Source organism: Leptospira brenneri (assembly GCF_002812125.1).
Taxonomy (GTDB): Bacteria; Spirochaetota; Leptospiria; order Leptospirales; family Leptospiraceae; genus Leptospira_A; species Leptospira_A brenneri.
This window is the reverse complement of record NZ_NPDQ01000005.1, coordinates 353,015-365,682: the sequence shown is the minus strand read 5'-3', so window position 1 is coordinate 365,682 and position 12,668 is coordinate 353,015. Positions and strand designations below refer to the sequence as shown.

Below are 12,668 nucleotides of genomic sequence, written 5' to 3'. Positions count from 1 at the left end.
TAAGAAATCTTAAGTAATCTGAAATTCAGTAACGATTTTAGCGCTCATCGGGACCCCCGGTAATGCTCGCGGACATACCAAAGGAAAAATTGCTGACCAAGTCACGAGAAATTGTTTCCAACGTAACGGTGGCTTAGTGATTTGATTCTCAAAGGAAAACAAAAACTCAAGGCCCGTTCGTGTAGAATACTGATCACCATTATCAAGAATCAAACTAATTTCATTTATTAGTTGATCTCGATCAACAGAATTCATCCAAAGATTTAAATTGGTCTCTGAATCAAATCGAATGATAATTGTATAAGTGGTAGTTAGGTTGGGAATAGGTTGAATCATTTGCCAATCAAGATGACCGGTGGCTTTTTTACAAAGTGGAGCAATTTTTTCTAACCAACTCTCATATTTGGTTTCTTCACCTTTTAGGACTCTATGAGAAATGATCGCAGTGGCACCATAAACTTCAAACGGAGTTGAATTAACAATTTTTTTCATTCTAATTAAAGAAATGAAATAGTGTTTATCAAACGTCAACCCATTGTTCTTTGATGATTAAAATGAAAAAAATATTTCTAAGGGTTTCTTTGTTAAAAAGTGCCGTTAAAAAACGACACCAACTCTGTACTGATTCAATTTAAATCGTCAATCTTTATGTCTTCGGGCGACGGTTTACCTACCCCAGTTTCAACTAAGTTTTTTAAACTGAGTAAAAAGATTGCCCATTTCATACTACAATGAGCAGTAAAATCCGACTCTGTTTTCCAATCTTGGTGCCGGAAATAAAGGATGGTCATTCTTTCCCCATCGGGTGCTTTACTAAGGCTCAATTGAAAGTCAACATGAGAACCAATCCAATCCTCTGGACCGGCAACACATTCCCATAACAGATGTTTGGATTCTAAAATTTCCACTTTCATTTCAATGAAATTCTTGTGCCCGAATCCGAAATGAATCAAATCACCAACTCCATAAACTTCTGAAGAAAAATTTCCTTCTACTTCCTTTGTCCACCAACCGGCTAAACCTTTTTTTGTAGTTAGTGCATCCATCACTTCTCTTTCATCAGCTCTAATTCCAACTTTATGGTAAATCCCATTCATACAATTCTCCTTCTGTTAACCTTTCAACGGTTTCATTTGTTTATTTTTTTTACTTACCCGAATTTATCCATTGGTCCAAACCTTCTAGAATATTTGTCCAACCATGGTTATGCATTTTTACTTGGATCTCGCTTGTCAGTTCTTCATGCACTAAAGTCACCAAAGTTTTTTGTTTTCCAACCTTGCCACTTTTGGATATTATATCTTTTATCTCTTCAAAAGTGATCGTAACTAAAGTGTCTTTGTTATCGGTTGCATGTGAACGCCATGTAAATACTAACTTATTAGGTTCATCAATAGTAATGTATTCACCTTCATGAGGTAAAATTTTTCCATCGAGTTCCATATTGATTATAAACTTACCTCCTGGCCTTGGATCCATAATGACTGATTCGATTTCAATTCCCTCACCAGATAAAAACCAAAGCGCAAAGTCTTCCGCATTTAGCCATGCTCTGAAAATTTTTATTGGATCTGCATTAATTTCTTTTTCTATTCTTAGGACTTCTGGTTTCATTTCCCTTCTCCTCTAAAAAAGCTTCCAGTTTTGCCAATTTATTTGTCCAAAATTCTTGATGATAAGTAATCCAATTAGTTGCTTCTAAAAGTGTTTGGCTCTGTAACTCCAAACGAAAACTTCTACCGTCATGAGAAGCTCTTACTTTCTTCACAAGTTCAGCTTCCGTCAGTACATCGATATGTTTTGCCACTCCTGCAAAAGACATCGTAAAGGTTTCCGCAAGTTCAGAGATACTTAGGGACCCTTTTCGAAGACGAGCAAGCATTTGCCTTCTCGTGTGGTCTGCAAGAGCAGCAAAAACCCTATCTAAAACTTGTTCCTTTTTCTTTAATTCAACCATTTAGTTGAATATATTTAGATTCATTTTTTTAGTCAATTATTAAACCAAATGGTTGAATATTTTAGAAAATATGCCTTGCGAAATCCAAGGGTATTTTTCCATTTTTGAAAGTTGATTCCATTGGAAATCTTAAATGGGCCAACCCAAAAGAATCGTGTTATATAAGATTTACAGTCAAAGATAAAAAGAAAAGTTATCACTTACGGAGTGAATATGAACTGGATTTTACTCTTTATTGCTGGTCTTTTTGAAGTTATGTTTGCCTTCTGCTTGGGAAAGGCAAAAGAAACCATAGGAAATGAAGCCCTTCTTTGGTATTTTGGATTTTTCGTTTCCTTACTGATCAGTATGGCTTTATTAATCAAAGTGACCGAATCCCTACCAATCGGAACAAGTTATGCAGTCTGGACTGGGATCGGAGCTGTCGGAACCGTGCTGATCGGGATTTTCTTTTTTAGAGAACCTATCGAGTTTTGGAGAATGTTTTTCCTGTCCACCCTCGTTCTATCAGTGGTTGGATTAAAATTTGTTTCCCACTAAAGGCAAAAAATCAAAGTCTATGAAAACAAATTTTACTGAGATGGAAAAAATCCCATCCTTTTTGAAGAATACAAAAGAAAGTTTATTCGATAAACTTGGTTTATCTATCCAAAACATTCTCTTAGAGTGCGAAAGTTTAGAATATGATGCATGTCAGTTTCAAATCAAAGATAAACTGATTAGTCACAGAAAAGCAAAAATCACACCGAAAAAAATCGGACAATTTGTAACGCTCTGGAAAAGAAGTAAACTAGGTCCGATCGAACCATTTCATATCAAAGACGGTATAGACCTTTTTATCATTGTAACAGAAAATAAAACCAAAACAGGATTTTTCATATTCACAAAACAGATATTAAATGAAAAAGGAATTCTTTCTGGAAAACGAGAAGGAAAACGTGGGTTCCGTGTTTATCCGACCTGGGACAAACCTAACAACAAACAAGGACTAACAACACAAAAATGGCAACTACCTTTTTTTATCGAGTTAATAGACGAAAAGGATAGTTTAGATTTCCTTACAAATCTTTTAGGGAGCCACTTTCAATAAAAGAAACTAAAGTAGAATTCTACTTTACCACTTACAGAGAACGAGGAAAAAAGTGGAATGAGTCAAATTTTTCGAAAAAACTTAACGACCCGCCATTTTGATTTGGATTGGAACCGCCATGTCACAAGCAGAACCTACGAAAAATTTGGTTACGATGCCAGATGTGAATTATTAAAAGAATTCGGATACTCCATTGAACAAATGCTAAGTGCAAATATTCGTTACCTTTCCGGCTCAACTTATGTGCGATTTTTGGACCAACAATTTGCAGATGCCGAAATGGTAGTAGAAACACAAGTATTTCGTTTGGACTCAGGGTTACTATTATGGAAACAAAACATACTGGGACCAAATGGTAAAAAGGCTTGTGAATTAGAAACAACATCTAGTTTGGTTCAGGATGAAAAAAACATAATTATTGAAAATATCCCTTTAATCAATATAACACCTCATCAATTTACCATTCACCCAAAACCCGCCAAACAAAACACAGTGGAACACGAATACTATATTCCCTTTAGTGATATGAACTGTTTCTGGAATTTACCTTCTGATTCTATTTGGAAAATATTCGAAGAAGGTCGTTTTTTATTTTTTAAAGAAATCGTAGATTTAAATTTAATTCAAGAGACAGATGCCACCACTTTCTTTATGGGTGGGGAGATTTTAATCTACAAACAACCGGAACCAGGATCTCATGTAAAAATTTTAAGTTGGATTGAAAGTTTTGAAAAAATTCGTTTTTACTTTAGGCAAGACATAGTAGACCTGAGTGGACGTTTACTTGTCAGTATGAAAGACGAACAATTATTTGTTTCACTTTCCAAGTCACGTCCCAGAAAAGCGCCAGAAGCCTTTTTTAATAAAATAGAAAGATTTATTGAATGATTGGAGTTTTTTGTTTGAGAAGGACTTCCTCATCGATGGTTAACTCTCTATATTTACCAAGTGGCAGCGAAGGATCCAATTCCAAGGTTCCCATTTTCATTCGTTTAAGATAAGTGACTTCTTTTCCTAAACTTTGAAACATCCTTCGAATTTGCCTATACTTACCTTCCTTTAACCAAACAGTCACTACGTTTGGAAAATCAAGATTTGGAATCGCAAGTTTCGCTGGCAAAGTTTGATAACCATCATCCAAAACAACTCCCTTTTCAAAAGCAAGTATATCCTCGTTTGTTACAGAATCAGAAATTTCGGCGTAATATTCTTTTTCTACAAAATGTTTAGGAGAGGTGTAATAATGACCAAGAGTTCCGTCAGTGGTAAATAATAACAAACCTTCTGTTTCTTTATCCAACCTACCTACCGGAAACAAATTCATATTTCGATGTCTTTCACTTAGATAATCCATTACCGTTTTTTCACGCGGGTCTTCTGTTGCAGTGATACAATCGGGGGCTTTGTTCATCATAAAATAATAAAACTCTTTGCGAATCAATGTCTCTTCATAATAGACAATTTCATCTGCAAGAGAAACTTTAAAACCTGGATCTTTGACCACCACCCCGTTCACCTTGACTAACCCTTGATGAATTTCCTTCTTAACATCTGAACGAGACCCTAACCCGAAATTACCAAGAACTTTATCTAAACGATCTTTTGTCATACTTGTGTAATCATCCTTACTTCTCCGAGAAGATATTGCAATCAAGAATTCTAAAAGCAAATGATGAATTGTTCTAAAAAAAGGTATCGAAAACGAATGCCAAAAACAATCTAACTTGTATGTTCAGTACCTTTTTAAGGATTTTGAAATCTTCGAGAATTGCCTTTGATTTGGCTTACAAAAGTTCTCCTTTTTTAACTTTATTCATTTCCATCCTGACCATAACGAATGGTTTATTTCCTTCTCTACTTGTCTGGATTGGGAAACTAATCATTGATTCAATTTTGCTTTCTGGATTACAACCATACCAGTGGATTGATCTATTACAATCTAAAGCAGTTCAATTAGTTTATGTGGAAGGACTACTTACCATTCTCTTTTTTGGAACACAAAAATTATTCAATATCTCTTACACTTTACTTCGCATTCGTTTAGGACAAGAAGTGAATGAAAGGATTTTATCAAAGGCAATTCGTTTAGAACTCACTCATTTTGAAGATTCTGAAACCTACGATAAAATGACACAAGCAAGGACGGAAGCCTCCTCAAAACCACTGTCCATGGTAACTCGTTTTTTCACTATACTCCAATCATCTGTCACCATCATTAGTTTTTTTGGACTTCTGATTAAACTTTCTCCACTTGCCTCTTTTATCTTAGTTATCGCTTCGATTCCTTCTTTTATTGCAGAAACAAAATTCTCCAATCATAGTTTTCGATTGTTCCGTTGGAAAGCAAAAGAAACCAGAGAACAAGTTTATCTAGAAACTCTTATGGCAAGAGAAGACAATGCTAAAGAAATTTTACTATTTAACTTGGGTAAAGAATTCTTGAATCGATATAAGAATAACTTCCAAAGGATTTATAAGGAGGATAAAAAACTTACTATCTATAAAGGAATTTTCAGCTTTTTACTCGGACTACTAAGCCAATTTGCGTTTTATGGGTCCTATGTTTGGATCGTATGTTTGGCACTCCTACATAAAATTTCATTAGGAGAAATGACAATGTACCTTGTCATTTTCAGGCAAGGACAAAGCACATTTTCGAATGCCCTTTCTGCTTTTGGAGGTATTTATGAAGATCATCTGTATATAGAAAATCTTATGGAATTTTTAGATCTGCCAATCCTCAAACAATACGGAAATGCAAAAGGCAATCACCAAAAACTAGGAATCGTTTTTGATTCCGTTTCCTTTCAATACCCTGGCTCTAAACAAGCATCTTTATCTAATGTTAGTTTTGAATTAAAACCAGGAGAAAAACTTGCTATCGTAGGTGAAAATGGTTCAGGAAAAACAACACTTATCAAACTCCTCACTCGTTTGTATTCTCCTACATCTGGCAATATATACTTAGATGGAATTAACTTAGAAGATTGGGATGAAGAAACATTACGCAAGAGATTTGGTGTTATCTTTCAAAACTTTGTCCAATACCAATTCAAAGTGGGAGAGAACATCGGTATGGGTGATGTTCACAAAGTCCAATCAGAAACAGAATGGATCCCTGCAGCTAAATTAGGAATGGCACACGAATTTGTAACAAATTTAGAAAATGGATATGAAACAAGACTTGGAAAATGGTTCAAAGATGGAAGAGAATTATCAGGAGGACAATGGCAAAAAATTGCACTAGCACGTGCATTTATGCGTTCTCATGCAGACATTTTAATTTTGGATGAACCTACATCCGCTATTGATGCAGAAGCAGAAATGAAAGTCTTCGAACATTTTAGAGAACACACACAAGGTAAAACTGTAATTTTAATCTCACACCGATTCTCTACTGTAAGAATTGCTGATCAAATTTTAGTATTAGAGCAAGGTAAAAAAACAGAATGGGGAAGTCATGAAGAACTTCTATCAAAGAAAGGAAAATATGAAAAACTATTTCGATTACAACAAGCTGGATATCAATAGCAGAGTCTAAATATCCGATACTATATAAGAAGGTTTATTTCAAACGACAAGGATAAGATATGGAAGACAATTACTCTAACTTAGGAATGAGAAAACTGAAAGATCTTATCGATTCATTCGGAGAGAGATCTAAAGAAATTGGTTCCGTTGCAGGATCTATCCAACAAATTGCTAAACAAACCAATCTCCTAGCACTCAATGCTTCGATTGAAGCAGCAAGAGCAGGAGAACATGGACGTGGGTTTGAAATTGTAGCAAATGAAGTGACTAAGTTATCTTTTCAAACTTCCGAAGCAACGAAAAAGATTTCGGAAATTTTATCTCGTATTAACATTGAAAACTCTTCAGCAAACTTTGATGTCATTGAGATGGAAAAACAATCCATCCTAGAATATGCAGAACTTTGGACGAGTAATATTGCCAAAGAACTCGAATCAAAATTTTATATTATGGCAACATCGCTATATGGTTTAAAGTTTTTAATCCAAAGTTTAGTCCATGCAAACGTAGGAATGAAACGAGAACATTTACTTCTCATTCTACAAGAATACTTAATACAAAATGAACAACAACTTGCTTATGCAATTTGTTGTGAACCAAATGCCATTGATTTTATGGATACTGATTATTCAAACAAGGAAGGTCACGATTCCAAAGGAAGATTTGTTCCTTATTGCCATAGACATACTGGAAAAATTTCGATAGAACCATTACAGGGTTATGATACTGCCGGCGAAGATGAATGGTATACTCTTCCTCGTGATTTAGGGGAAGATGTGATGATGGAACCTTACGATTATCCTATCGAAGGAAAAACAGTAAAGATGACAAGTCTAATGACCAATCTATTTCTCCATTCTAAATTTGCAGGGATTCTGGGAGCCGATTTTTCCCTGGAACAATTACAAGCAGAGCTTTCACCAAAAAAACTATTTGGGATTGGTAAAACTTCCCTGATCACTTACAACGGAAACTTTGCCTCTCATCCAGAAATTGAATTTTTAGGCACTGTTGCCGAACTCCTCAGTGAAGAAGCCAAAAGAGCCATTCAGAAAGGGGAAAGTTTTACTTTTATCGACAAAACAAATACCGCAAGGATTCTAAAACCAGTACGAATTGGACAAAGCAAAAGACCTTGGAGCATTCTTGTAGAATTCAATTTACTCTCCATTCTTAAAAAATAGGTCTCCTCTTTTCAAGAGGGTATCTGTGATAGATACTTGATTCACCATCGCCTACCAAAACTCTGGTTCTATGGACATTGATTCTTTGTTACAAGATCTAAAGGCTCTTTTGGATTCTCCCAAGGAACTTGTAACTATTTCCGAAGAAAAACGATTGGAATTAATGATCCTATGTGGAAAAATTTCACGCCCTGACCGTAACGAAGTACGCAAAAGGAACAGAACTGTTCGCGTTGAAAAAAAACAAACACTCAAAATTCAGGAAAAACAAAAAACTGCTTTAACAGGAATCAGACGAGCAAGAGAAACTACCGTTTTCAAAGCACCTTTACAAATTTCCAATTCAGCGGGATGGTCTTGGGACAAAGCGGAAGAACTCCTGACCCCAAAACCTTGTTATATTTGCAAAACACCGTTTACTAAACTCCATTTTTTTTATGATGCAATGTGTCCTAATTGCTCAGAACTCAATTATTCGAAAAGGTTTCAGACAGCAGATCTAAAAGGAACCGTGGCAGTGATTACAGGGTCTCGTTTAAAAATTGGGTATCAAGCAACCTTACTCTTGTTACGCTCTGGTTCTAGAGTCATTGCTACAACTAGATTTCCCAATGATTCGGCAATACGTTTTTCCAAAGAAGTTGATTTTCATTTATGGAAGGATCGATTACAAATTTTTGGTTTGGACTTGAGACATACACCAAGTGTAGAAATTTTTTGTAAATTTTTAGAAACTCATTTAGAAAGATTAGATATTCTTATCAATAATGCAGCACAAACGGTAAGACGACCTCCCGGCTTTTATGGCCATCTACTTGACGTAGAAAAACTGAGTATTTCCGAGTTACCTACAGATGCACAAAAGTTACTTAGTTTTTACCAACACTGCAAACAAGAATTAGATTCTTACCGGTCTGATTCAGAAATGAAAGATACTGCCACCGCACTGGCAGTCAGTTGGAATCACAAAACACCGGGTGTGGGGATCCGTTCCTCAGCGGCACTTTCACAAATCCCCTATTCTCATGACAATTCAAATGAATTGGAAGCGGTTTTTCCAGAAGGAGAATTGGATGCCGATTTACAACAAGTAGATCTTCGCAAAACAAACAGTTGGCGACTGCGACTTGGAGAAATCAATACTTCCGAAATGTTGGAAGTTCAATTAGTGAATGCCGTTGCACCCTTTGTCCTTTGTAACCGTCTCGTTGGTCTAATGCGAAGAGACAATACAGGAAAAAAACATATCATTAATGTTTCAGCCATGGAAGGGAAATTCCATAGATTCAAAAAAGAAGACCGCCATCCTCATACCAATATGGCAAAAGCTGCCCTGAATATGATGACTCATACCTCCGCAGAAGATTTTGCGAAGGACGGAATTTTTATGAATGCGGTGGATACGGGATGGGTTACCGACGAAGATCCAGTGGAACTTGCGAAAAGAAAACAAGACTTACATGATTTCCAACCACCACTTGATATTGTGGATGGAGCTGCGAGAGTCGTTGATCCCCTGTTTGACGGTGCCAATACAGGGAAACACTGGATCGGGAAATTTTTAAAAGACTACTTCCCGATTGATTGGTAAACAGGAATTTGCGAAGAGAGAATTTGTTCTTTCGGAGAAAACTTTTTCAAAAACTGAGTAAAAGCCAAAAGCCCACCTTTTTTATAAGTAAATTTAGGTAGAGTAGTAATTGGGTTTTTAATTTTTACTAACATTTCTTTCCAATCTTGGGAATCAAGTTCCACAACAATCTTCGAATCCTCTAGTAAACCAGGGATCACTTCTGCAATACCCTTCCTGACATAAATGGTATACGATTCTTTTGTATCAGAAAAAACAAAACCTACTTTTTCATCAGAATCGATACTAGCGTTTGGATCTAAGTTTGTAACAAAACTGCTAAGAATTACCTTAACAGGATAACGTCGTAATAGAGCAGGACTTGGCCTTACTTTGATTTTAGCGACAAACTTGTTTCTCAATTCCAAAGCCTCTGTAAGATAATAATGTTTTGCATTCGCATTCGATTCTAGTTGGCCTAAATTTTCCAAAGCTTCAATTCGCAAAGGAACCACATCTGTTAATTTTGGATCATTTCGAAGTAGATACCCAGACAAACTCAAAACCGCTTGGTATTCTTTGGATTGTAATTTACTTTTTGTATATTTTAATAGATTCTCTTTTCCTCCCGCAAGATCCACAATCAAATCCGCATAAGCCTTCCGATCTAGTGGTTGTAATTCTGCTGAGTCACCACTAAACCAACCCAGATTCCCGGTAAATGCGGAACGAACCGACCAAGACACTTTTCCATACACTTCTTGGAGGTAGGGAGATTTTTTTAAATGATCGGGGAGTTTTACAAATTCAACCAAATCATCCGGGTGGTATCCGGCATTGATTCCACGAAGGGACTGATCATGTACAAATTGTACGGCATCTCTGTAATCGGTAACAATATCATAAATATATGTTTTTCCTGATACTGGTTTGCCGTGACTTGGAACTAGATGTTCCGGCTTTAAATTCCTGATGATATCCAAAGATTGATACCAATTTTTTAAACTACGAAACCAAGTCCCCCTGATGGTATAAAGGTTTGGAAAGGCTTTGTAAAAATTATCTCCGACAAATAAAATATTTTTTTCTGGATGATAGATATAAATTTGATCGTCTGTTTCACCTGGTGCGTGGATCAGCTTCAAACGAATTCCAGATACTTCAATTTCCAAACTATCTCTAAATGTTTTTGTAGGAGGAACAAAATCCAATTTTGTATCGGCATTGTATCCTTGGTAAGGACCAATTCCTACGTTTACCAAATCACTTTTTTCTAAATAATTTCCAAACATCCGAGCACTTCTTGTTCCAATGATGGGAGTGGTCTCACTTGCCAGTTTTTGAACTGCAGGTAACAAACTCTCATGCGCATATACTTCTGGTGATTCTCCCGAAACAAAAGTTACAGAACCAAAAATATGGTCTGGATGACTATGGGTATAGATAATTGCTTTGATTGGTAGTTTTGATATTTTTCTAAATTCTTCTAGAACTTGTTTGGATGCTTCTATCTCATCTAAAGTATCGATAACGATTAATCCATCCTTACCAACAAGTAAGATGGAATTGGCAATCCCATACCCTACTGCCGAATAAACTCCCGGCGCCACTTCATAAATTTTCTTTTCAAACTCTACATTAAATTCCTCTAAATGCAGTTTGTGAGTATCATTTGTTCCTTCTTTTTGTTTTGCCGAATGACAAACATGGAATTGGAGTAAAAAAATAAATATACATAGGGATCGAAAAATGGATTTCATAAGCTGAATCTATCAAACCAATAAAGAGACTAGAAATGAAACTTAGTTTTAAAATTCAATTATGGGAACTTACCAGTTTAATACATTCAATTGTACGAATTGTATAATCCATCGGAGTTACGAACAAAGAAAAAAACTTTATCAGATATACCGAAGATTTCTAAAAACAATATTAGTTCCAAACACTGTAATTCATATATATATTGAGAGAGAGAATTAAGTTATCTTGCAGATGCAAAAGGTGAGAATTTTAAATCACCAAACAGTTGCTATATACCTCTTCTCCAATGATCCAATTCCAATTAAAAAAAACTTCCCATCCTAAACGAATCACTATGCACAATATACAATATATTGGATATATTTCTGCAATAACAGATTTCGGCCTATCTCTCTACCCACTTAAGAGAACAGTGTCCAAAACACTTATAGAGAGACCTAATGAAACAATTTCGATGGACCCTAACCTTATTTCTTTTCGCTTTTTTTCCTATTTTGGCACAATCTACGCCAAAAACACCGCAGGGCCTACCCCAAACAAACGATCTTCCTCAAACGGTTACGACTACACCGGATGACGAGAAATCGGAGAAAGAAAGGTGGAGATTTCTCTTTTATGCAGGAACGGGAAAGGCAGATATCCAAACCAATCCCAATATCCCCTTCGCTCATAGGGATCCAAATACGGGATTACAAATCAATCCAGGCATAGGGAAACGGACTGGCCTTACCAGTGCCGGAACCACAAACTTTCCTTCAGAAGGAACAGGAACCAACCAAGGATCTCTTTTTACACTTATGAACGACAAATGGTTGTTTGCTTATGGGTATACATCTTTGGATTTAAAAATGTCTCCCGCACACCAAGGAACTGTTCCCGTTCGTTCTTTTGATTCTTCTTCCGAACATATTGTTCGAAACATTCGAGTTGACTATACTCAAAAAATCACAGATAGTTTTGCCACTGTATTCTCTGTTCGACAATTTCAAAGAACAGGCAATTACCAATGGGAAAATGTATTGGAATCAACAAATGTTTCCAACCATTATGTAGCCTTTCCTAAAATCCAATTGAATGATAATATGAGAATTAATAGCTTCACAATTGGATTCAAATCTACATATTTCAAAAACTGGGAAATCGAACCATACCTTCAGTATCGGGACGCAAGGTTTTATGCGAATGTTTTCTCTACGGTAGGAATTGCCCAAAGGTCAGACCAACTATTATTACCATCCGACCCAAGTGCCATTGCCAACGCTTGGGCCTATCAAGGTTTAGGAAGTGCTTATGCCCTTCCACTTTACAATTCGATCAATAAAGAATTTGGAAACGTGGGACTTCGGTTACAATACAGTCCTTTTAAATTTTTAATCTTCCGTTCTGATGTGAGACGAAATCCTGTTTTAGCTGCTTGGGAAGTACGCGGATCAGTGACTATGTTTTTTAATAAATATTTTGGAATCACAGCAGGTGGGGTTTATGCAGAAGCTGAAATCAATCCACTTAATTTACGCGGATGGGAAATTGGACCAACATTCACTTATTTATTTTAAATGAATGTTGGTATTGATT

The 12,668-nt window shown here is 36.1% G+C and carries 13 protein-coding genes; 7 read left to right on the top strand and 6 right to left on the bottom strand.

The window, feature by feature from the left end; all coding sequences use genetic code 11:
* Positions 1-9: 9 nt before the first annotated feature.
* From CH361_RS13160 to CH361_RS13145, 4 genes are all read right to left on the bottom strand, one after another.
* Positions 10-492 carry a putative antibiotic biosynthesis monooxygenase gene (locus CH361_RS13160; protein ID WP_208861437.1) on the bottom strand — a complete coding sequence of 161 codons (483 nt, stop codon included), beginning with the start codon at positions 490-492 and terminating at the stop codon, positions 10-12.
* 134 nt (positions 493-626) lie between these two features.
* The gene (locus CH361_RS13155) at positions 627-1,097 is read right to left on the bottom strand and encodes an SRPBCC family protein (protein WP_100791250.1); all 471 of its coding nucleotides are present in this window, start codon (positions 1,095-1,097) and stop codon (positions 627-629) included.
* Between the two features lie 49 nt (positions 1,098-1,146).
* Entirely contained in the window at positions 1,147-1,614 is a 468-nt protein-coding gene (locus tag CH361_RS13150; RefSeq protein WP_100791249.1) for an SRPBCC family protein, read from the bottom strand.
* Entirely contained in the window at positions 1,577-1,957 is a 381-nt protein-coding gene (locus tag CH361_RS13145) for an ArsR/SmtB family transcription factor (protein WP_100791248.1), read from the bottom strand. The genes CH361_RS13150 and CH361_RS13145 overlap by 38 nt, the downstream gene beginning before the upstream one ends.
* Before the next feature lie 213 nt (positions 1,958-2,170).
* On the opposite strand from CH361_RS13145, the gene CH361_RS13140 reads away from it, so the two are divergent.
* From CH361_RS13140 to CH361_RS13130, 3 genes are read left to right on the top strand one after another with little or no spacing between them, the layout of a single operon-like run.
* Positions 2,171-2,497, top strand: coding sequence for a DMT family transporter (locus CH361_RS13140; protein WP_100791247.1), 327 nt, complete (start codon positions 2,171-2,173; stop codon positions 2,495-2,497).
* 19 nt (positions 2,498-2,516) lie between these two features.
* Positions 2,517-3,047, top strand: coding sequence for a MepB family protein (locus CH361_RS13135; protein ID WP_100791283.1), 531 nt, complete (start codon positions 2,517-2,519; stop codon positions 3,045-3,047).
* 57 nt (positions 3,048-3,104) lie between these two features.
* Entirely contained in the window at positions 3,105-3,935 is an 831-nt protein-coding gene (locus CH361_RS13130) for an acyl-[acyl-carrier-protein] thioesterase (protein ID WP_100791246.1), read from the top strand.
* Here the strand turns inward: CH361_RS13130 and CH361_RS13125 are convergent.
* The gene (locus CH361_RS13125) at positions 3,925-4,656 is read right to left on the bottom strand and encodes a pseudouridine synthase (RefSeq protein WP_100791245.1); all 732 of its coding nucleotides are present in this window, start codon (positions 4,654-4,656) and stop codon (positions 3,925-3,927) included. The two genes, CH361_RS13130 and CH361_RS13125, sit on opposite strands and share 11 nt — an antisense overlap.
* A gap of 119 nt (positions 4,657-4,775) precedes the next feature.
* Between CH361_RS13125 and CH361_RS13120 the strand changes: the two genes are divergently transcribed.
* The 3 genes from CH361_RS13120 (at position 4,776) to CH361_RS13110 (ending at position 9,353) form a co-directional block, all read left to right on the top strand.
* Positions 4,776-6,578: an ABC transporter ATP-binding protein gene (locus CH361_RS13120; protein ID WP_100791244.1), complete on the top strand. Its 1,803-nt coding sequence runs from the start codon at positions 4,776-4,778 to the stop codon at positions 6,576-6,578.
* A gap of 59 nt (positions 6,579-6,637) precedes the next feature.
* Complete coding sequence (locus CH361_RS13115; RefSeq protein WP_100791243.1) at positions 6,638-7,762, top strand: methyl-accepting chemotaxis protein; 1,125 nt, start codon at positions 6,638-6,640, stop codon at positions 7,760-7,762.
* 70 nt (positions 7,763-7,832) lie between these two features.
* Positions 7,833-9,353: an SDR family NAD(P)-dependent oxidoreductase gene (locus CH361_RS13110; RefSeq protein ID WP_100791242.1), complete on the top strand. Its 1,521-nt coding sequence runs from the start codon at positions 7,833-7,835 to the stop codon at positions 9,351-9,353.
* Here the strand turns inward: CH361_RS13110 and CH361_RS13105 are convergent.
* Positions 9,332-11,092 carry an alkyl sulfatase dimerization domain-containing protein gene (locus tag CH361_RS13105; protein ID WP_100791241.1) on the bottom strand — a complete coding sequence of 587 codons (1,761 nt, stop codon included), beginning with the start codon at positions 11,090-11,092 and terminating at the stop codon, positions 9,332-9,334. The two genes, CH361_RS13110 and CH361_RS13105, sit on opposite strands and share 22 nt — an antisense overlap.
* A 441-nt stretch (positions 11,093-11,533) precedes the next feature.
* On the opposite strand from CH361_RS13105, the gene CH361_RS13100 reads away from it, so the two are divergent.
* Entirely contained in the window at positions 11,534-12,649 is a 1,116-nt protein-coding gene (locus CH361_RS13100) for a hypothetical protein (RefSeq protein ID WP_100791240.1), read from the top strand.
* The last annotated feature ends 19 nt before the right edge of the window (positions 12,650-12,668 follow it).

Coding starts and splice junctions, on each gene's coding strand:
- CH361_RS13160 (WP_208861437.1), bottom strand. CDS start 492: ATGAAAAAAATTGTTAATTCAACTCCGTTTGAAGTTTATGGTGCCACT.
- CH361_RS13155 (WP_100791250.1), bottom strand. CDS start 1,097: ATGAATGGGATTTACCATAAAGTTGGAATTAGAGCTGATGAAAGAGAA.
- CH361_RS13150 (WP_100791249.1), bottom strand. CDS start 1,614: ATGAAACCAGAAGTCCTAAGAATAGAAAAAGAAATTAATGCAGATCCA.
- CH361_RS13145 (WP_100791248.1), bottom strand. CDS start 1,957: ATGGTTGAATTAAAGAAAAAGGAACAAGTTTTAGATAGGGTTTTTGCT.
- CH361_RS13140 (WP_100791247.1), top strand. CDS start 2,171: ATGAACTGGATTTTACTCTTTATTGCTGGTCTTTTTGAAGTTATGTTT.
- CH361_RS13135 (WP_100791283.1), top strand. CDS start 2,517: ATGAAAACAAATTTTACTGAGATGGAAAAAATCCCATCCTTTTTGAAG.
- CH361_RS13130 (WP_100791246.1), top strand. CDS start 3,105: ATGAGTCAAATTTTTCGAAAAAACTTAACGACCCGCCATTTTGATTTG.
- CH361_RS13125 (WP_100791245.1), bottom strand. CDS start 4,656: ATGACAAAAGATCGTTTAGATAAAGTTCTTGGTAATTTCGGGTTAGGG.
- CH361_RS13120 (WP_100791244.1), top strand. CDS start 4,776: ATGTTCAGTACCTTTTTAAGGATTTTGAAATCTTCGAGAATTGCCTTT.
- CH361_RS13115 (WP_100791243.1), top strand. CDS start 6,638: ATGGAAGACAATTACTCTAACTTAGGAATGAGAAAACTGAAAGATCTT.
- CH361_RS13110 (WP_100791242.1), top strand. CDS start 7,833: ATGGACATTGATTCTTTGTTACAAGATCTAAAGGCTCTTTTGGATTCT.
- CH361_RS13105 (WP_100791241.1), bottom strand. CDS start 11,092: ATGAAATCCATTTTTCGATCCCTATGTATATTTATTTTTTTACTCCAA.
- CH361_RS13100 (WP_100791240.1), top strand. CDS start 11,534: ATGAAACAATTTCGATGGACCCTAACCTTATTTCTTTTCGCTTTTTTT.